The sequence below is a fragment of the Sphingorhabdus sp. genome (assembly GCF_044357595.1).
In the GTDB taxonomy this organism is placed as follows: domain Bacteria; phylum Pseudomonadota; class Alphaproteobacteria; order Sphingomonadales; family Sphingomonadaceae; genus Sphingorhabdus_B.
This window is the reverse complement of the sequence record NZ_JBIKPH010000001.1, coordinates 1-19,812: the sequence shown is the minus strand read 5'-3', so window position 1 is coordinate 19,812 and position 19,812 is coordinate 1. Positions and strand designations below refer to the sequence as shown.

The window sequence follows — 19,812 nt, the reverse complement described above, 5'->3', positions numbered from 1 at the left end:
GTTGATGAGTCAACTAAATTCGAAAAGCTATTGCAGCTTTCATGACAATCACGTCTCCGCGAAAGCATTGTAAACGTAACGTAAGGTGCTTGCATTAGGTATAACTTGTATATACGTTTAAAAAAACACGGCAGACCATCGCGTGTGATCAGGGAGAAAGAAGATGAAGAAAGTCATGGTGATGCTTGCCACGACGACGTGCTTAGTTACGCAAGTCGCCCACGCACAATCAGAGAACAATTCCGATGTACCCCAAGCCGAAAGCGGCGAGATTGTCGTAACAGCGCAACGCCGAAATGAGCGGCTGGTTGATGTTCCAATCTCCATCTCAGTGTTGACTGGTAACGCGCTAGAACAGGCTGGCGTTCGCAGCACCGAGGATCTGACAGCAACGGTTCCGGGTTTGAATTTTGCCACAAACGGCGCATTCGCACAGCCCACTGTTCGTGGCATTGGTACAACGGTGACATCAGCAGGCAATGATGCCAATGTCGCGATCTACATCGACGGCGTTTATCAACCAAACCAGATCAGCAACTTTAGCGACCTTGTCGACCTTGAGCAGGTTGAAGTTTTGAAAGGCCCGCAAGGCACGCTATTTGGACGAAACGCCACAGGTGGTGCAATACGCGTAACCACAAAACGTCCGTCGTTCAGTCCAGAAGCAAGAGCCACAGCATCGTATGGCAGGTTCAATGACATACGCTTGACAGCATTTAGCACAGGGCCACTGTCTGATAAGGTAGCGGTAAGCTTTGCGCTTCTTTATGGCGATGATGACGGCTATGTTCGCAACCGTGGAACCGGCAACAAGGTTGCAGATACCAACGCGCGATCAATGCGTGGCAAAATCCTTTTTCAACCAAGCGATGCTGTCGAACTTCTCTTCAGCGGAAGCCATTCTAAACGCAGCAGCAATCCGGCTTTCACGTTGGGCGTCCTGAATGGCAACAGTACGGCTTTACGGTTACCGGGATCGATCCAGCCAACAGGTCCGCGCGAAGTGTCGCTAACTTTCGATCCTTTCATCTCAATCAACAGCGATCAGCTAAGCTTGTCTGCTAAAGCTGATTTGGGATTTGCAGAGTTGTCGTCTATAACGAGCTACGCTAAAATCAAAACAAACTTGGCTACAGACGTAGACCGAACAAACTTGGCTCAGGTTCGTGCCGAAATTCCAGGAAAAGAAAAGACTTGGAGTCAGGAATTCAATCTAGTTTCGCAAGGTGATGGAAACATAAAATGGTTTCTGGGTGTATTTTATTATAACGACGACTCTTCAAATGCCACTATTATTAATAACGGTTCCCTCTTCAACTTTATCCGCCTGAAGACAGAAGCTTTTGCTCCATTTGGCGAAGTCAATGTAAATATGGGTGATTTAACCCTCATTGCAGGCGCCCGTTATAACATTGAAAAGAAAGATTACAGCATAGTTCGGGGGGCAGCGTCGGTTCTGAGGGACCGAACTTACAAAACTTTTACCCCTCGAGTAGGACTTCGGTATAGCCTTTCATCCAACTCAACCGTTTATGGTACGTTCAGCAAGGGCTTCAAAAGCGGGGGATTTGATGGAATTCTCGCAGCGGGCGCTCTAGCGGTCAATCCGGTCTTCCCGGAAAAGGTGGATGCTTTCGAAGCTGGTTTTAAATATGGCAAAGGCAGCACAAGCTTCGCCGCATCGGCTTTCTATTACGATTATTCAAATATCCAGTTCCAAGCGTTTAACCCAAATGCTGGTGGGCTGACGCAAGTCTTCAATGCCGCAGCAGCAGAAATCTATGGCGGCGAGATCGAAGGCTCAGTCAAGCTATCCGAGGGCCTCACTCTCCGTGGGTCGTTGGCATACACGCATAGCCAGTATGACAACTTTCCCGGTGCAACCATCTTCTGTCCACGCGGCGCGCCTTCCTATGGCAATGCTGCTATTGCGATTGGCGCGCTCAACCCATGCACTGGAAAAGTTAACAGCGATAGCGCGACCGGCAATCAGTTAATCCGTACACCTGAATTCACCGCTTCACTTGGTCCAAGCTATCGGACACGATTGAACAATGGCGGCACTTTGGAGATGTCGGGAAATCTTTTCTATTCGGGCAAATTCTTCTGGGATCCGGGCAACCGTTTGAAGGAAGACAATTACATCTTACTGAATTCAGAAGTGGGATATACGTTTCCAGGGGATAGACTCAAATTGGCGCTTTGGGGTCGCAACCTGACAAACAAACTTTACTCAATATATTTGACCGAGGCTGCTGCCGGCGACTCCGTCGCCTATGCACGACCGCGAACATATGGCATTAGGGCCGAACTTCGTTTTTAAGGTACATTAGAAATGACAATTAGTCTGCCGCACGGTTCCGTCCGTCTTCGCTCGGCCGAGTGGCAGACTATAATCATTCTTCTACTCATCTACACGCTTGCCTATCTTGACCGACAGATACTCACACTGCTGGTTGATCCTATACGTAACGATCTTGGCGTCAGCGATGTCCAAATGGGTTTCCTTCAGGGTTTAGGCTTTACGTTGTTTTATGCGCTTTGCGGGCCATTTATCGGATGGATGGTTGACCGCCATAACCGACGATTAATCATTTTCATTGGTATTCTCATTTGGTCTATCGGCACTGCAGCAAGCGGATTTGCGAATAGCTATAGCCATTTGCTTCTCGCGCGATTTGGCGTGGGTGCTGGGGAAGCAGCATTGCTACCTGCCGCTTACTCGATCATCAGCGACATGGTTGAAAAATCACGCCTTGGACGGGCCATGGGTGTTTTTTCACTGGGCGGCATAGCGGGTGGTTCACTCTCTTATGTCGTCGGTGGTTTGCTCATCAGTTATGTTGCACGATACGCCGACATCGACTTGCCCGTGATTGGGATGATGCATGATTGGCAATTGGTGTTTCTTGCAATAGGCGCGCTTGGCATTCCCATGGCCTTTCTTGTTTTTGCATTTCCGGATCCGGGCCGCCGCGGCCGGCAACTGATGACTGAAGGCAAGGCAGCCGCCGTCCGGGGACATTTCAAAAAGCACTGGCGTTTTTACGCTTGCCACTTCTCCGCATTCTCACTCTTTTGTTTCTTAGGCGCGGCTACAACGGCTTGGTCGGCGACGTACATGATGCGGGAATTCGACTGGACTGTCGCAATGGTAAGCACATTGCTTGGTATAAAATCTATGGTGGCTGGTGCGTTGGGCATGGTGGGCGGCGGAATGCTGGCAGATTGGCTAACGAAGCGTGGCATTCAGGACGCGCATTTGCGCATGTACATTTTCATCATGCCGATTTTCGCGGTGGCGGGCATAACAGCATTTACGGCAGGAAATATGTGGGTTGCATTTGGTGGCCTGGCTTTCCTGGGCGTTATCGCTCCGTTTATCGCGGTGGCGGCAGCAGCCTTGCAGTTGGCAACAGTTCCAGAACGCCGGGGTATCGCGTCTGCAAGCTTTTTGCTCGTCTATAATCTTGTTGGTTTTGGTCTTGGTCCTGCACTGGTCGCACTGGCATCAACCATGATATTTGGTGAGGATGGCAATCTTGGCCCCGCACTTGCACTTGCCTTTATGGTCATTCCTCCATTGATCATGTTGCTTATGGCGCTAGGTCTGCGCCCGATGCGAGAGGCGGTAGCTGATGTCAGCGAAAGCGAAATGCGATAGGTTTAGATTACCGCTTCAAACGCTTTTTGGTAAAGTCTCTGATGCAACAAAGCGTGTGCCGCTGGCGTGAGCATCGGCCATCCTTTTTAACAACATATCGAGTTGCAGCCATTCGTGCTTCTCCAAAACATCAAGCATTCTGATACTAGACCGCGACCGGGCCGAATTCTCTCCTCGGGCATACTGCTCTCTTTAATCGTTATGAATGATATCAAATCAATAGGGCTTGACGTCGCCAGCTTTTCCAACACGCCTGCGCCACACTCAGGCTTGGCGGATCTCGATCATTGCGAGATACGATATTCTTCGGGCGGACGGCCTAATGACAATATTAGCACAACTGCCAAACCAACCCCGATTAAGAGGGTAACCAGCACACTGTCATAGTGGCCGCTTGCATCATAAGCCTTGCCGACAATCCAGGAGGATGTTCCGACAGCAAAGCCATATATGCTGATGAGAACGCCAAAAACAAGTCCGTAATGGCGCGTGCCGAAATAGCGGCTGCTGAGATAGGCCACCACGTCGACCTCGCTACCCATGCCGATGCCAATCAATATCGCGAGTGCTTTCGCGCTGCCATAGTCGAGCGGGAGGGCGTAAAGCCAAGAACATGCAAGCGCGGGTAGAAGGAATGCAACCGTCGCGACAAGTCGGGTCGGCAATATATCGAACAGAAAACCCGTGCCGAGCCGCCCGACAATCATAGCCGGGCCAATAAAGAGTGCCACCGTGGCAGCCTGCTCGCGCGTTAGCCCTGCATCTGCGAGCATAGGTTGAAAATGCACGATAAATGTACCGACGCAGGAGGCTACGAAAAGAAACGCAATTGCAATGCGCCAGAGCAAGGTCGAACCAACAATGTCCCGCCATCCTGGCCCCCCATATTTCAAGGCAGCGGCCGGCGGATTAGCTCTCGTTGCTGAACGCGGAAGCACAAACCATGCGGGGATGAACATCAGAATAAATGCAGATAAAGCCAACATTGGAAAAACGCCGTGTAATCCAGCCAAATGTTCAAATGCCAGAACGATTGACGGCATCGTACTGACCAAGATGCCTGTACCGGCCAGGGATATCGCAAGAGCAAGCCCGCGGCGTTTGGTAAAATGCTGTACGACCAGTTTGGTATAAATGATGCTACTAACACCGGCCCCTATCACTGCAAACACGGCGTATAAGGCATACCATGTCCAAATTTGTCCACCTGCAAATCCCAGAAGTGCTGTTCCCACCGAAAAGCCGAGTATTCCTGGGAGGGCAACTTTTCTAGCAGGATATCGGTCGACAAGCATGCCAATGACGAGATTGGTAAAGGGGTGTATTGCGCTGGAAATGGTCAGAGCAAATGCGATATCGCCCCTGCTCCAACCATATGCATCGCCCAATGGCTTCACCATGGCTCCAACGACATGATAATGAATACCGCCTATAGCAATGCAGATGGATGCCGTAAGGAGGATCGCTAATTTATAGGAGGTGCTGACATCCTGTTCTTTTTCCATTAAATGCTCGCTCCATTCAGGTATCTCAGTGCAGCTTTTCAACCACAATATTGCCTTGGTCTATCCGGCATGAATGCGTGTGCCTACAATTAGTTTGTTAAATCTGAAAAATCTCGCCACGATTTGCTCAAGCATCGGGCAATTACCCAATGCCGATGCGTCCTTCGTTGCAGCTTATAAAAGAACCCGCTAAACGCAGGAGGGTAACCTGAGGGCTAATGTTATAGCGCGGCTTCGAAGGCCGCGTTGCGAGAGGCACAAGGACGTGTCTTTTGCAGTTCTCCAGAGGCACTTTCTTTTAACGTTTAGCTTAACGTTGCAAAATCTCGCGCGCCAGATTGCCGAGTTGAAGAGAGGCCGGGCTGAGGGTCCGGTTGCGCAGCTGTACAAGCACGATGTCAGTCTGCCGCTGATCCTTTTTGATCGCTAGTGGGAGTTCGGCGATCTTGCCTGAGGCAAGCTCGTTCACGACCAAGCGTTCGCTTGTCAACCAGATGGCATCCGTAAGAAGTGTGATTTGCTTCAGCGCGCCGAAATCATCACATTCAAGTGTGGGACCCAAGGCATCGAACATGTTTGCGGACCATGGAGATGTCGCCGTAGGAGAGCGGCCAGTCGCTCTGGGAAATCGGGCGAGGTCATCACGCGAAGGTAAAGCGCTGCTTGTAAGGATTGGATGGCCAGCACGCACGAAATAACCCATCCGGAACTGGGCAAGGCGGAAGATCGAAAGGGCTGGATTCGGATCGAGCGTATTTTGCGCGCAAATGCAGAAGTCTAGATCCGCTGCCAGAATTCGTTCTACCATTCGAGATGTTGGAGCCACTGAAACGGAAACGGACAGCATTGGCCAACGAAGAAGGCTTTCTGACAACAGCTGCTGTAATAGAGCGCCTGCGGAAAGTGGACCGATTCCGATCGAGATGCGCCCGGTTTCACCCAGGCCTTGCATCATCATGTCCTGCTCAAGACCTGCTGCATGTCCCAAGACGCCGCGCGCTTTGCTAAGGAGGTCAAGGCCAATCATTGTGGGGGTCACGCCCGACCTGCGCCGATCAAAAAGCCGCATGCCGCACTGCGCTTCCAATTGGGCAATGCTGCGGCTCAAGGCGGGTTGCGTGATCCCTAGGCGAATTGCTGCCCGGGAGAAGTTTGCTTCATCCGCCAGCACGACCAAATTGTTCAAGACCCGTAGATTGAGCATTATAAATTTTAGTTATAGATATAGTTAGTAATATGCATTGGACGTTCTATCAAAAATCTGGTGCTATGGGAACTCATAATGGAATGTTCCCTAGGAGAGAGAATTGACTGACGCTGTTCCTGCTCTAACAGCCACGCCGGCCCATGTTCCAGACGAGCTAGTCACAGATTTTGATTATGTGAACCCCACAGGCTTGGCGGAACTTGGCGTTTATCGCGCCATGAAGCGCCTCCATGATGGGCCGGACATCATCTGGTCGCCGCGTTACGGCGGCCATTGGCTCGTCACGCGTGCCGAAGACGTTCGTTTCGTTCAGAATAATTACGAAGTATTCAGCCACGAAGAGTTCATGATCCCTCGCCAGCTCATGGCATATAAGCCTGTGCCACTGGCGGTAGATCCACCCAATCACGCGCGTTACCGGGCGGTGCTCAACCCAGCGTTTGTGCCGTCAGCTATTGCGCGGATGCGTGAGGATGCTCGCGCAATGACGATCGAGTTGACCGAAAATCTGCGGCCTGCCGGACATTGCGAATTCATGTCCGCCTTTGCTCGGATCATGCCCGTAACCATGTTTTTGCGGATGGTCGACCTGCCAGTTGAGCGGCGGGATCAATTTGTCGAGTGGGGCATCGCAATAATGTCCAGCTATTCGGTCGATGAGCGCAAGGCTGCCATGTTCCGCGTGCGCGAATATCTAAAAAACGTCATCGATGAACGAGAGGGCGGCGATGGTCAGGATCTGCTGACACGGGTTGCGGGATGGCGGCAGAACCCTCGCTTTGAAAGCGACGAAGAAACGCTGTCTATGGCCATGCTGCTCTTTGTCGGAGGACTGGATACTGTTGCCTCCATCTTAGGGTATATCGTGCATTATCTCACGCAGAATCCCGAGTTTCAGCAACGTCTGCGTGATGACAAGAGCATCATTCCGGCGGCCTGCGAGGAGTTTATTCGCCGTTTTGGTTTATCGAATACCGGCCGAATTCTGACCCGTGATTTTGAGTATAAGAGTGTCCAATTCAAAAAGGATGAGATGATCATGGTTCCCAACAGCCTGTCGGGACTGGATGAACGGTTATATCCTGATCCGTTCGAGGTAAAAATCGATCGTGGTATAGGCCCCATGGATCACAACACCTTTGGCAACGGGCCGCACAAATGCATCGGCGCTGGTCTTGCGCGTGCGGAAATCCAGGTCTTTTTGGAAGAGTTTGTTGGCCGCCTTCCCGAGGTCAGGCTCGACCCGGGAAAAATGAATAAAGAACATTGCGGATCCGTTCCCGGATTTGACGAATTGCATCTGCGCTGGAACTAAAGGAAGAAAATAATGACCATAGTTGCTGGGGCGCTTGCGCCCTTTTCACTGGAAGGCAAAGTCGCGCTGATCACAGGCGCCGCACAGGGCTTGGGCATGGAGATTGCGTCGCTTTTTCTCGATGTCGGCGCGTCGGTGGTTTTGACCGACCTCAATGGGGATGCCGCACGTGCAACCGCAGAGGAACTCGCCGCTCAAGGGCCCGTCCTCGGACTTGCCGTGGACGTATCAAACGAGGCGGCTGTTGCGGCCGGCTTTGAGGCGGCCGCCCGCCAATTTGGCGGCGTAGATGTCCTCGTGAACAATGCTGCCTACAGAAACAAAGCCAACACCATGGACATGCCCGTTGAAGAATGGGATTTAATGCATGCCGTGTGTACGCGTGGGACATTCCTGTGCCTGCGCGCAGCGGTGACGCAGATGCGCAACCGCGGCGGCGGTTCCATTGTAAATATTTCGTCCATGAGTGCACAGCACCCGACCATCTACCCCAATATGCACTATGATTCCGCAAAGGCTGGTGTCGACGCTATCACCCGGCTATCGGCGGTCGAGTTCGCCCGCGATGGTATTCGTGTCAATTCTGTGCTCCCGGGCGGAATGGCGACACCAGGCCCGGACAAGATGCGCGCCATGGCGGCCGCAGGTGGCCCAAAAATCGAAGGCCCTGCGATCATTCCCGGACGCCAAGTGCTGGGCCGAATTGCCCAGCCGATTGAAATGGCGCGAGCTGTCCTGTTTCTGGCTAGCGACGCCGCCAGCTACATAACGGGAGCAGAGCTTCTCGTTGATGGTGGCTTCACCAAGGGTTGATGTAATATGGATGAGCGACTTTCGAACAACCGCCCCGTCATCGGAAGTAATCGTCCGGCAACCACTAGTTTGGGCACAAAAGATCATGTGAACCCGGCGACTGGCAAAGTGCAGGCGGTGGTGCATATTTGTGGGCCAGCGGAAATCGATGCCGCCGCCAGTGCCGCGATTGCCGGGCAAAGAGCATGGTATGATATGGGCGGTGCGGGTCGACGGGATGCATTGCTCCGTCTTGCTGACCTGGTCGAACGTCATGGTGACGAACTGGTCCACATGGCCGCGCTTGAAGTTGGAACACCCGTTTCGACGAGTAGCGCCGCTCTGGCCCTGTCGTGGATCCGCTATTATGCGGGTTGGGCTGATAAGATTGAAGGAACGGTCAGTGAACCCATTGGTGCACGCGGACTGGCTTATGCAAAGCATGAGCCAATCGGCGTCATCGGCGTGATCATCCCTTGGAACGGCCCATTGGTCGCCATCAGCATGACAGTGATCCTCGCGCTCGCCGCCGGCAATGCCGTTGTGCTAAAGCCGCCGACCCAGACACCGTTCGTTGCAATCCGTTTTGGTGAACTGGCATTGGAAGCCGGCATTCCAGCAGGCGCCCTCAATGTGGTGCCAGGTGATGGCGCAGCGGGTGAAGCGCTAGTTGCGCATCCTGTTATCGGAAAAGTGAGTTTCACGGGGGGCGACAGTGTCGCACGGTCGGTGATGCACACGGCCTCCGAACATCTTAAGCCAGTTGCCTTGGAGCTCGGCGGTAAATCCGCAAATCTGGTCTTCGCCGATGCCGATCTGGACACGGCTGCCCAGATGGCAGCAACTTGCTCGCTGATCCCACTGTCTGGCCAAGGCTGCGTTTTACCGACAAGGGTCTATGCCCACACGACCATATTCGACGATCTCGTTGAGCGGATTGCCGCACAAGCCAAGGCCTTTCCCATGGGTGATCCTCTATCCCCCTCCACGATTATTGGACCAGTCATCCACGAAGGTGCCGCGCAAAGGATCATGGGTGTGATCGAGCGTGCAAAGTCAGAATCCGGTGGGCAATTGGTTGCCGGTGGCAAGCGCGGCCAAGGCGATCTCGCCGCCGGTGCCTATGTAGAGCCCACTGTTTTTGCAGGCGTCGCGCATGACAGCCATGTCGCACGCGAAGAGGTTTTTGGCCCGGTTCTCTCGATCATCCGGTTTGCCGATGATGCAGAAGCGGTGGCGATGGCCAATGACTCGCGCTTTGGCCTTGGCGCCTATCTACATACCCGGGACTTAGCACGGGCGCACATCGTCGCAGGCCAACTGCAAGCGGGGTGTGTGGCGATCAACGGTATGCTGCCGATGGCACCCAACCTTCCTTTCGGGGGGTATAAGCAATCAGGTTTCGGGCGTGAAGGCGGCCGCCCCGGATTAGAAGAATTCATGCAGATTAAACAGGTCATGCTGCATCTTCCTTAAAGGACATCATGCGTGATAAAATCAGCAGACTATGTGATAATCGGAGGCGGTAGCGCAGGATGCGTAATTGCCGCGCGCCTAAGCGAAGATCCTGGCATCAGGGTCATTCTGCTGGAAGCAGGCGGGGAGAACGATGCCTTTCTAGTCAACATGCCTGCCGGCACTGCAAAGTTGATGGGGCATAAAGACTATGACTGGTGCCTGCCAACCGAAGCCGATCCAACGATCGGTGGTCGGGAAATGCAATGGTCGGCCGGTAAAGTTTTGGGCGGCAGTTCATCCATCAACGGCCAAGTCTATATGCGCGGCGAGCGGTCGGATTATGACAATTGGGAAAAGCTGGGCTGCGCCGGCTGGAACTGGAGCACGGTTTTTCCTTATTTTTTGAAGTCCGAAAAATTGCATGACGTGCCATCACAGTCTCATGGCAATTACGGACCTCTTAGTGTTTCACCAGTTCGGCAGCCGCACGCCATCGGCCAGCATGTCATTGATGCCTTTGAACAGATTGGCGTACCGATAAACGACGATTATTGCGACGGCAGCCAATTCGGGGTCTATCGAGTTTACGCCACACAGAGAGACGGCAGGCGCTGTTCAGTCGCTAATGCCTATCTCGATCCGGTGCGTTCACGCGCCAATCTCACCGTTATCACTGACGCACAAGTTGACCATATCTTGGTCGATGATTTCCGCGCAACTGGTGTGGTCTATCGGCAGAATGGCCTGGTTAACCAAGCGAATGCAACCCGCGAAGTGATACTTTCCGCTGGCACAATACATTCCCCTGCAATCCTCATGCGATCGGGCATTGGACCAGCAGCACATCTGCAGGAGCATGGCATTAATGTTTTGGTCAACCTGCTTGGAGTAGGGCAGAATTTGCGCGAGCATAATACGATCAGCGTCGCCAAGCTCGTATCCATCCCAACGATGAGCGCACAACTTGGGCCGTTTCGCATGGCCGGGCATTTGCTCAATTACCTGTTACGTAGCAAAGGCTTGCTGACCACACCTGCTGTTCAGGTCATGGCAGCGCTTAAGAGCGAAGCAGACTTGCCCGATCCCGATCTTATCCTTTCGATGCTGCCGGTCGCTGTAAACTTCGATGCCAAGGGCAATGCAGTGATTGAGCAACGCGGATCCTTTAGCTTTGGTTTCCATGTTGCACGACCACAGAGCCGCGGCGAAATCCATTTGCGCAGCGCCAACCCGCAAGACAAACCGATCATCGACCATCGCTTGCTGGGCGATGAAGGCGACGTTGCAAAGCTGGTTAAGGGCTTGAGGATTTTGGAGCGGCTTTGTCACGCGCCGGCGCTGGCGGGCATTATTACCGGCCCGCTAAAGCCTAACCCCTTTCCAGACAACGACGCCGACCTAGAGGACTATGTGCGTGCGTCAGGCGGGATCGGCTACCACTCTGTCGGCACCTGTCGCATGGGACCAGACGGCGATCCGCTGGCGGTGCTCGATCCCGAACTAAAAGTCCGTGGCGTGGCAGGACTGCGCGTTGTTGACGCCTCCGTCATGCCAGAACCCGTATCTGCAAACACTAATGCGCCGACAATCATGATCGCGGAGCGCGCAACCGAATTTATCAGGAGGATACAATGACCTTAGATCGTCTTTTCGGGCTTCAGGGCAAGTGCGCATTGATTATTGGCGCGACACCCATTGGACTGGCCACGCAATCCCTCTTCATTGAAGCGGGCGCCACCTGCGCACTCGCCAACCCCGGTTCAGAGCCCGAAGCCATCGCCGCTGCCGTTGATCAGTTTGCGGCCGAACATAGCAAAATCGACATCTTGGTCTATGCGGCGACACGGACGGGAACCTATCCGCTGGCGGACACGACACTTGATCAGTGGGACGGGATGCAGGATCATAATGTCCGTGGTGCATTTGTTGCCGTCCGCCAGGCCGTGCGCCATATGCGCGACAGCGGCGGCGGCGCGATAGTTGCGGTTTCGACCATGGGTTCAGTCCACCCAGTCTTAATGGGTAATGCGGCTTATGGAGCCAGCAAAGCGGGTCTGAATGCCATGATCCGCGCCGTAGCGCTTGATGAAAATTGCCATAACATCCGTGCCAACACCATTTTGCCCGGTGCCGTTCCAGTCGGCGATCCGGAAGCAGGTGCTGTCCGGCTAGGCGGCCCCGCCATGCAGCCTGGACGGCTAATGATGGGCATGGGCAGCTGCGAAGATATAGCAGCCGGAATATTGTATCTGGCGTCACCAGCCGCCCGTTTCATGACTGGGCAAGTTCTGACACTGGACGGCGGATTCTTAATCTCTTGAGTTTCTGAACACAGGTCCAATTTGTAACGTCACTCTGGAAACGCGGGCCCTTGACCACCTGCAGCGGCGGTGAGGTTGGCGACCTACTCAATCAGGTTGATTGGTGCCCCGCTGTTGCGCCCAAGGGTCAGTGGGCGGGGGGCGTGCAACGGGATATTCAAAAAAGAAGGGGCGGCGAATGATCGCCACCCCTTGCGAGTTTTCCTTGGAGAGAAGTTTACTTGCCCCCGAACCTGTAGGTAGCGCGGACCCCGTACATGGCTGGCGTACCAGGCGAATATGCTGTTACGCCAAGGCTGTTTTCGATCGCAAGAAAGCGCGTAAAATACTTCTTGCCGGCGATATTCTGACCATAGACGGCCAACTCAAGGTTCGGATTTTCAAGCTTCCACGCAATCTGGCCGTTAAGCAGGCCGTAGCTTGGTATAATGGCCGTGTTCTTGAAATCCTGATTGAAACCTGGCCCGACTAGTGGGCCTGTGGTTGCTTGCTTGGCCCGCCAGGCGTAGTCTAGGCGGACATTGATCTCCGACGATGCCAGAGGGATAGTGTAGTCACCATAGACAGAATAGGATGTTTTCGACGCAAACGCATATGGTGTCTCGCGCACATCCTGCGTCGTGGTTAGCGTCAGCGGAATGGTGAAATCCTTAAACTTAGGGTCAAGGAACGTCGCGGAAATTCCTATTTGTGAATTCCGGGTTGGTTGAACAGTCAACTCCGCTTCCAGGCCACGGATTTGAGCACTCGCGGCATTGATAATGGTATTTGAGAGAACGCCCCCAATAATGGCAGGGACAGTGCGCTGAATGCCATCATAGTCGGTCTGAAATAGTGCTGTATTCAAGCGAACCTTGCGATCCATGAGATCCAGCTTGAAGCCGATTTCATAGTCCTTCACCGTTTCTGGATTAAACTGCAGCGGTGTGGTTCCGGTCGCGCGCGGGTTGAAACCGCCCGCACGGCTGGCCTTGTTGGTCTTGATGTAGACAAACACATTGTCAGTGGGCCGCCAGTCAAATCCGAGCGTATACGACCAATAATCAAACGTTGCCTCGGTGAAGGCTTCGCATGGCGCACCAGCGGCAACTGCTAGGCTGCAAACGAACGTGCCGTTGGGTACACCGGCAGTTGTGTTTTCTTGCCTATTCCGACGCAGAATTGAACGCTCGTCTTTCGTGTAACGCAAGCCGCCTGTTACGCGAAGCTCTGGCGTGATACTAAAGTTCATCTGCCCAAAGCCGGCATAGCTCTTGTTGTTTATGTCGCCATCATTGTAGCCGAGACGCGTACCTAAAGGAAAAGCCGAGTAGGACCTTGACAGATCGTTCCCGCTTTCAGTGAAGTAGAAACCACCAAGGATAACCTGCAGCCGGTCTTCCATTGCCTTGGCTGACAACTGAACTTCTTCGGAGAACTGGGTCTGGCTAATGATGTTGCCATCACCAACAAACCGTCCGCCACTCAGGTGGAACGGAGTGCCGTCATTGTCGCTCAGCGATGCTGTGTCGACGCCACGCCAGGCGGTGATGGATTTCAAAGACAGTGAGCCGTTAAAGTCATATTCTGTTATGACACCAACGCCCCAACTTTCAGCTTTGCTGTAAGGAATTAGGCTCAAGGCGACATCGTAGAAGTTATCTTTGCCGCGGACGTCGACGGCATAGTTGGCATAAGAAGAGCCTGTCACCGGTCCGCGCACGGGGCACAGAGCATTTGGAGTGGCACCCGAGCAAACACCGAGAAGTCCCTGAGCCGTTGCGTTCCGGTTGTTGCCGGTCACTGGATCCCGGTAATAGCTCTTCAGGCCGACGATCTGGCCTTCTCCGGTGCGATTGGAATAATCGCCCATGACGGTGACGGACAAGCCGCTACCTTCGGGCGCGACTTTCAATGTGCCGCGCACGAAGTCCACATTATCCCCACCAAGAGATGTACCAAAGCTTAGGTTGCGGCCATAGCCATTGTTTTGGACGTGCTGGGCGACAAGGCGAAGACCAGCCTCCTCGCCCTTGATAGGCAGGTTGAGAACGCCCGTGGTCTCCCAGGTGCTGTAATTGCCATAACGGAGGCGGACACTGCCTTCGAGATCGCCGGTTGGCTTGTTCGACATGATGCTGACGGCACCGCCCGTCGTGTTGCGACCGAACAACGTGCCCTGCGCACCGCGCAACACTTCGACGCGCTCTACGTCAACGAAATTGAACAACGCGCCTGACGAGCGTGCGATATAGACGCCATCGAAATACTGACCCACGGCTTGATCTATCGCCAAGAGAGCATCGGAGGCGGCTTGACCACGAATTCCGATAAAGGAAGAAGCCGGCTGACCAGTAGATGCTTGCACGACAAGTCCAGGGACAAGTCGCGGAAGATCCTGAACGGAAACTACCTGCGCCTTCTCAAGGGTTTCACCGGTGGGCGCTGTCACCGCAACTGGCGTCGATTGCAAGCTTTCAGAGGTTTTGCGCGCGGTGACAACGATATCGGCAATGCCGTCTGTTTCGTCGTCTGGAGCCGATTGAGCAAAGGCCGGAGTTGAAACGGCAAGCAACGCGGCGACTGCGGCTGATGAGTATAGACTGCCAAATGAGACTTTCATGTGCAAACTCCCCTGATAAATTATTACGAACCATCTTTATGATGTATTCTAGTTAGATGATTAAAGCTGTGGAAGATATTGTCAATTCAAATTTGCGCACCATCCGGCTCGCCCATAAGGGGGCAGATCAAAACCCATTGCGCTTTTCTCTCCAAGAATTACAAAACAAGGCTTGCTCACCCGCTAGCTTCAATGCAAGGTAATCAGATAACCTATTAGGAGGATTAAAGTGCCGTCACGCTATGCGTCATATTCAGGCCTGACCGTGACACTGAACGGAAACGTTCTCACGGTGATGCTTGATAACCCTCCATTGAATGCAATGACGAGTGATGCCCATCGCGAATTAGGGCAAATTTGGGCAGATGCGGCAAAAGATTCCGATGTGCGCGTCATTGTTATAACAGGCGCTGGAGACCGAGCATTTTGTGCCGGCGGCGATCTCAACCGAATGGTTGATGGTTGGCCAGATCACGACCGCTGGCAAATTGGCATGGCTGAAGCACGTGCGATTGTTGTTGGTATGCTGGAATGCCCCAAACCTGTAATCTCGCGCATTAATGGGCACGCTATGGGCCTTGGCGCAACGATAGCCCTCGCTGGAGACATTACAATCATCGTCGATGATGCCAAAATCGGTGATTCACATGTTAGTGTCGGGTTGGCAACGGGCGATGGCGGAGCATTGCTCTGGCCCAATCTGGTAGGATTAGTCGAAGCACGACGCCACTTACTGTCAGGAAAACCACTGTCTGGCGCTGATGCCAAGGCCAAGGGGCTAGTTACAGAATCGGTCTCGCGTGATGCATTGGACAATGTGGTTCAGCATTGGGTAGACATGTTTTTATCGCAATCGCCCGAGGCTGTGCAGGCCACAAAACAAACCCTTAACCTCGATATTCTCGACAAAGCAAAGCGCTATATGGACGAAATGCTTAGGCTGGAAACAGTGTCATGGGTGTCACCCAATCACCCCGAAGCGGTTCGCGCCATCCTTGAAAAGCGCCCCCCCCTATTTATCAACAAATGAACAGCGGAACATTTCAATATGTCTGACGGAATTGACATCGGCGTTCTGGCCGAGAGCTTTAATGAGTTTTTAAGTGCTGAATGGGCGCGGGAGAAAGCCGTTGCTTATGCTAAAAGCAATGCATCTTATGCCGCCGACCTCTGGTCTCAAGTGAGCGCGCTTGGTTGGCCAGCTTTGACGGTAAATGAAACAATGGGTGGTCTTGGTATGGGCACTCAAGCGGCGGCGGCGTTGCATGAAGCTGTGGGTTATGCTGCGGCACCATTGCCTATGCTTGGAACTATGTTGGCCGTTTCGTTGATAGAGGCATCAGGAAATGACGCCCAAAAGCAAACTTTGCTCTCCGTTCTTGCGGACGGATCAACCCGCGCATGCGTATCGCAGCCGCTGAATAGCCGCCTCAACGCTGATGGCCAAATGTTGAACGGTACAGCAGCGGATGTTTTAGATGCGCCTTCTGCGTCTATTCTGTTCCTGCGCGGCGATCGCGCCGGCCAGGCAGTCTGGCTTGCGGTTCCTGCCGATGCGCAAGGGGTGTCGGTTGAGCGCGTGTTATTGGCCGACACAACACGTTCCATCGGGTCGGTTACCTTGAAAGATGTGTCGGTAGATGCGGTTCATATCCTTGTGCCGGCTGATCCGATCGCCTTGGATGATGAATTGCTGCGTCTCGCCGCTATCGCTCTTGCGGCTGACGCACTTGGCGGCGGGAATGCGGTGTTGGTTGCTACAATAGAATATATGAAAATACGGGAACAATTTGGTCGGGTCATAGGATCTTTTCAGGCACTCAAACATCGCGTTGCCGATCATAAGGCCTCTCTTGAAGCGGCGCGCGGGCTCGTGGAGTATGCGGCTGGCCTGGATAAAGATGCCCCCGATGCGTTGCTCGCCGCATTGACGGCAAAGCAGCATGTCACAAGCGCCGCCGCGGAGGTCGCCCGGGATTGCATCCAGTTGCACGGCGGGGTTGGTTTTACGTCCGAATATGTCCCGCACATTTATCTGAAGCGCGCGAAGTTAAATGAAGCACTATTCGGAACCCGATCAGTGCTCCTTGATCGCATCGCAGACATGCTGGAGGCAGCATAATGAGCCGGACATATGATATCCTTGGCAAAGTAGGCGACGAACAGGCATTTCGTCAGGAAATGCGGGACTGGCTGGCAGAAAAGGCGCCCAAAAATTGGCGCCAGATATGGCAGAGCGTCCGCGACAGCGCGTTAAAGGCGGAAGTTGTAAAGTGGCTGAATGAACGCAGAGCTGTTGGACTTGGAACACCCCATTGGCCAAAAGAATGGGGCGGCCCCGGCTTGCCATTTGCATATCAAATCATGGTCTATGAGGAATTTTCCCGCGCTGATGCCCCTGAGTTGGAAATGTTTGGAATTTCTCTGTTCCACACACCAGCAACACTGTTCGAGCATGGCACGCAGGCACAAAAGGACAAGTATCTTACAGGCATTACCGAAGGCACAGATATCTGGTGCCAGGGATTTTCGGAACCCGGAGCGGGCTCCGACCTTGCCAGTCTGCGCACCAGCGCAGTCCTGCAAGGTGATCACTACGTTATCAACGGCCAAAAAATTTGGTCGTCTGGCGCTTATCATTCCGATTATTGCCTTTTGTTGGCGCGTACGGATGCAAATGTCGCTCGCAAGCATGATGGCATCTCCTATTTCATCATGGACATGAAAACGCCGGGCATTGAAGTCCGTCCTATAAACCAAATCAATGGCGAAGCACATTTTGCCGAGATGTTCATGGACGATGTCAAAATACCCATAGCGAACCTAATCGGCGCAGAGGGTAATGGCTGGAACATCGCGCAATCAACGCTGTCCACAGAACGCGGCTTGCTTATCTTCGGAGAAGTTGAGCGGCTTGCCCGCTCATTCGAACTTGATGGGCAAGACGCTCGTGATACGTGGATGCGTGATGTCCAATTCCGCCGTGAATATGCTGCTCTTTATGGTGAGCTTAAATCTGTTCGGTTGATGATTAAAAAACTGCTCATCGAGTTAGAAGCGAACCCAGACAAGGCATCACCGACCTTACCGACCTATATCAAGGTAACTTGGGGCCCATTCCTGCAACGCTATACCGAATTCCTTCTCCGTGCTGAAGGACTGCAGACACAAAAATGGCAACCAGCCATTCCCGGGACCAGCCACAGCAGTCGCCTCCGAATGAACGATTTCTTGAATAGCTATGGCTGGACAATCGCTGGCGGATCAAACGAGATCATGCGTAACATCATTTCGGAGAGAATATTGGGCCTTCCGAAAGGCTGACAGTTGGTATCCTAATTCGCCCCGTAACGACCGAAAATGGTCCAGAAGGAGATTGATACATGCAACCACTGGATGGAACGGACGAAGAGAACAAGATTTTTTACCGGCTCGTTATTCCGCTGATGGTGGCGGAACTGGTTGCTGCACTTGAACTCACGATGATCTATGCAGCATTGCCGACGCTTGTTCGCGAATATGGCGGTACATCGGAAGCTGGTTGGTTGGTTACGTCGTTCATGCTGTCCGCAGCCGCCGGCGCAGCACTTTTTGGACGGTTGGGCGATTTGTTAGGGCGGCGCAATGTGTTGTTATGGGTGCTAGCATTATCAACGCTAGGATCCGTCATCAGCAGCATGACAAAAGATCTTGAATTGCTCATTCTCGGGCGCACTCTGCAGGGTTTTGCTGGTGCTATCGTTCCGTTATGCTTTGGGATTATTCGAGAGCGGGTAAGCCTAAAAAAAGTCCCACTTGGTATAGGTCTGATTTCCTCGACAGTCACAATTGCCTCTGCATCAGGGCTAGTGATCGGCGGTATCATCATTGATTATGCAGACTGGACAATGATCTTCAAAATCACCACAACGCTGGGCTTGTTCGCATTTTTCACGATCTTTTTCTTTGTCGCGAAGGACCGACTGTCGGGCAAGGCGGGTGCACTCGAAGACATTCTTGGCGGGCTTCTGTTCATACCCGCAGTTGTCAGCTTGCTTCTGGGCATCACTCAAATTGCTAAGCATGGTTTGTTTGAAACCACTTCGATTTTGTGGATCATGGCAGCGGCGATCTTCCTCGGCGCATGGATCTGGCGCGAACTGAGCGTCAAGAACCCTTTGCTTGATGTGCGCCTTCTTGCAAAGCCCGAGATTGCTTGGCCAAATATAGTAATGGTTTTTATTGCTTTGGGGGCTTATCAGAGTGGGCATTTGATGGCCCTATTCGGACAACAACCGTTGGCAACCGGGATTGGACTGGGCTTGACAGCAACGATGGCAGGTTTCCTGCTGCTGCCTGCCAACATCCTTGCTGGACTGTCTACTCCATTTGTCGGCGTAGCGGTCCAACGTTATGGGCCACGGCTGCTTGCGCGGATTAGCTGCGCCTTAATATGCTCGGCGTTCCTGTTGCTTACATTTTTCAACAGTAACATGATCGTTGTGATCCTGCTATTGATCTTGCAAGGAGTGGGCTTGGGCGCGCTTTATGTGATTACCCCCGTCGTAATCGTGCATGCGACACCACCAGATCGAACTAGTGAGGCATCCGGCATGATGGGCGTGATCCGTTCAACCGCTATGGCGGTAGGCGCGCAGACCATTGCTGCTCTGCTCGCAACAGGTGGCGGCAATCACGGCGGAAACGATGGGCACGCATTGCCCAGTGCCGCGGCTTATCAAACGGCATTTCTCTATGTTGCAGGCATGGCGTTTATCGCCCTCCTGTTATGTCAGATGCTGCCGAAAAAACTCAGCGACAAATAGTCTGGATAAATGGGCCTAGGCTCAGGATTCATTAATTGATCCAGAAGGCGCAGATAGCGGCGATGGTGATAGCGGACAGGAAGGTATGTGCGCATCGGTCATAGCGGGTGTGGATACGCCGCCAGTCTTTGAGTCGCGCGAAT

Annotated in this window: 14 protein-coding genes and 1 pseudogene; 11 read left to right on the top strand and 4 right to left on the bottom strand. The window is 53.2% G+C overall.

The features are described from left to right. Positions 1 to 163 precede the first annotated feature (163 nt). Both ACIQ2T_RS00075 and ACIQ2T_RS00070 read left to right on the top strand, forming a co-directional pair. Positions 164 to 2,323, top strand: a complete 2,160-nt coding sequence (locus ACIQ2T_RS00075) for a TonB-dependent receptor (RefSeq protein WP_397589005.1) — start codon at positions 164 to 166, stop codon at positions 2,321 to 2,323. A 12-nt stretch (positions 2,324 to 2,335) separates the two neighbouring features. Next, positions 2,336 to 3,664: an MFS transporter gene (locus ACIQ2T_RS00070; RefSeq protein ID WP_397589004.1), complete on the top strand. Its 1,329-nt coding sequence runs from the start codon at positions 2,336 to 2,338 to the stop codon at positions 3,662 to 3,664. Between the two features lie 284 nt (positions 3,665 to 3,948). Here the strand turns inward: ACIQ2T_RS00070 and ACIQ2T_RS00065 are convergent, their stop codons facing one another. Beyond that, a complete protein-coding gene (locus ACIQ2T_RS00065) occupies positions 3,949 to 5,169 on the bottom strand; it encodes an MFS transporter (protein ID WP_397589003.1) in 1,221 nt (406 codons plus the stop codon). A gap of 310 nt (positions 5,170 to 5,479) precedes the next feature. Further along, the gene (locus tag ACIQ2T_RS00060) at positions 5,480 to 6,373 is read right to left on the bottom strand and encodes a LysR family transcriptional regulator (RefSeq protein WP_397589002.1); all 894 of its coding nucleotides are present in this window, start codon (positions 6,371 to 6,373) and stop codon (positions 5,480 to 5,482) included. A 103-nt stretch (positions 6,374 to 6,476) separates the two neighbouring features. Between ACIQ2T_RS00060 and ACIQ2T_RS00055 the strand changes: the two genes are divergently transcribed. The 5 genes from ACIQ2T_RS00055 to ACIQ2T_RS00035 are packed head-to-tail and all read left to right on the top strand — an operon-like array spanning position 6,477 to position 12,262. Then, a complete protein-coding gene (locus tag ACIQ2T_RS00055) occupies positions 6,477 to 7,691 on the top strand; it encodes a cytochrome P450 (protein ID WP_397589001.1) in 1,215 nt (404 codons plus the stop codon). 12 nt (positions 7,692 to 7,703) lie between these two features. Beyond that, entirely contained in the window at positions 7,704 to 8,504 is an 801-nt protein-coding gene (locus ACIQ2T_RS00050; protein WP_397589000.1) for an SDR family NAD(P)-dependent oxidoreductase, read from the top strand. Between the two features lie 6 nt (positions 8,505 to 8,510). Beyond that, positions 8,511 to 9,959: an aldehyde dehydrogenase family protein gene (locus tag ACIQ2T_RS00045; RefSeq protein ID WP_397588999.1), complete on the top strand. Its 1,449-nt coding sequence runs from the start codon at positions 8,511 to 8,513 to the stop codon at positions 9,957 to 9,959. Between the two features lie 12 nt (positions 9,960 to 9,971). Continuing rightward, a complete protein-coding gene (locus tag ACIQ2T_RS00040; RefSeq protein WP_397588998.1) occupies positions 9,972 to 11,576 on the top strand; it encodes a GMC family oxidoreductase in 1,605 nt (534 codons plus the stop codon). Further along, positions 11,573 to 12,262 carry an SDR family NAD(P)-dependent oxidoreductase gene (locus ACIQ2T_RS00035; RefSeq protein WP_397588997.1) on the top strand — a complete coding sequence of 230 codons (690 nt, stop codon included), beginning with the start codon at positions 11,573 to 11,575 and terminating at the stop codon, positions 12,260 to 12,262. Before ACIQ2T_RS00040 ends, ACIQ2T_RS00035 begins: the two co-directional genes overlap by 4 nt. Positions 12,263 to 12,479: 217 nt before the next feature. Here ACIQ2T_RS00035 and ACIQ2T_RS00030 read toward each other — a convergent pair whose 3' ends face one another. After that, the gene (locus tag ACIQ2T_RS00030) at positions 12,480 to 14,864 is read right to left on the bottom strand and encodes a TonB-dependent receptor (protein ID WP_397588996.1); all 2,385 of its coding nucleotides are present in this window, start codon (positions 14,862 to 14,864) and stop codon (positions 12,480 to 12,482) included. A gap of 229 nt (positions 14,865 to 15,093) precedes the next feature. Here ACIQ2T_RS00030 and ACIQ2T_RS00025 point away from each other — a divergent pair, with 229 nt between their 5' ends. From ACIQ2T_RS00025 to ACIQ2T_RS00010, 4 genes are read left to right on the top strand one after another with little or no spacing between them, the layout of a single operon-like run. After that, a complete protein-coding gene (locus tag ACIQ2T_RS00025) occupies positions 15,094 to 15,894 on the top strand; it encodes an enoyl-CoA hydratase/isomerase family protein (RefSeq protein WP_397588995.1) in 801 nt (266 codons plus the stop codon). A gap of 18 nt (positions 15,895 to 15,912) precedes the next feature. Next, on the top strand, positions 15,913 to 16,986 hold the full coding sequence (locus ACIQ2T_RS00020; RefSeq protein WP_397588994.1) for an acyl-CoA dehydrogenase family protein: 1,074 nt from the start codon (positions 15,913 to 15,915) through the stop codon (positions 16,984 to 16,986). Continuing rightward, the gene (locus ACIQ2T_RS00015) at positions 16,986 to 18,188 is read left to right on the top strand and encodes an acyl-CoA dehydrogenase family protein (RefSeq protein WP_397588993.1); all 1,203 of its coding nucleotides are present in this window, start codon (positions 16,986 to 16,988) and stop codon (positions 18,186 to 18,188) included. Before ACIQ2T_RS00020 ends, ACIQ2T_RS00015 begins: the two co-directional genes overlap by 1 nt. Before the next feature lie 59 nt (positions 18,189 to 18,247). Then, a complete protein-coding gene (locus tag ACIQ2T_RS00010) occupies positions 18,248 to 19,669 on the top strand; it encodes an MFS transporter (protein ID WP_397588992.1) in 1,422 nt (473 codons plus the stop codon). 31 nt (positions 19,670 to 19,700) lie between these two features. On the opposite strand, the pseudogene ACIQ2T_RS00005 reads toward ACIQ2T_RS00010, so the two are convergent. Then, positions 19,701 to 19,812 (bottom strand): annotated as a pseudogene (locus ACIQ2T_RS00005) (IS5/IS1182 family transposase); the annotation flags it as partial.

Coding starts and splice junctions, on each gene's coding strand:
- ACIQ2T_RS00070 (WP_397589004.1), top strand. CDS start 2,336: ATGACAATTAGTCTGCCGCACGGTTCCGTCCGTCTTCGCTCGGCCGAG.
- ACIQ2T_RS00045 (WP_397588999.1), top strand. CDS start 8,511: ATGGATGAGCGACTTTCGAACAACCGCCCCGTCATCGGAAGTAATCGT.
- ACIQ2T_RS00060 (WP_397589002.1), bottom strand. CDS start 6,373: ATGCTCAATCTACGGGTCTTGAACAATTTGGTCGTGCTGGCGGATGAA.
- ACIQ2T_RS00075 (WP_397589005.1), top strand. CDS start 164: ATGAAGAAAGTCATGGTGATGCTTGCCACGACGACGTGCTTAGTTACG.
- ACIQ2T_RS00050 (WP_397589000.1), top strand. CDS start 7,704: ATGACCATAGTTGCTGGGGCGCTTGCGCCCTTTTCACTGGAAGGCAAA.
- ACIQ2T_RS00010 (WP_397588992.1), top strand. CDS start 18,248: ATGCAACCACTGGATGGAACGGACGAAGAGAACAAGATTTTTTACCGG.
- ACIQ2T_RS00035 (WP_397588997.1), top strand. CDS start 11,573: ATGACCTTAGATCGTCTTTTCGGGCTTCAGGGCAAGTGCGCATTGATT.
- ACIQ2T_RS00030 (WP_397588996.1), bottom strand. CDS start 14,864: ATGAAAGTCTCATTTGGCAGTCTATACTCATCAGCCGCAGTCGCCGCG.
- ACIQ2T_RS00065 (WP_397589003.1), bottom strand. CDS start 5,169: ATGGAAAAAGAACAGGATGTCAGCACCTCCTATAAATTAGCGATCCTC.
- ACIQ2T_RS00015 (WP_397588993.1), top strand. CDS start 16,986: ATGAGCCGGACATATGATATCCTTGGCAAAGTAGGCGACGAACAGGCA.
- ACIQ2T_RS00020 (WP_397588994.1), top strand. CDS start 15,913: ATGTCTGACGGAATTGACATCGGCGTTCTGGCCGAGAGCTTTAATGAG.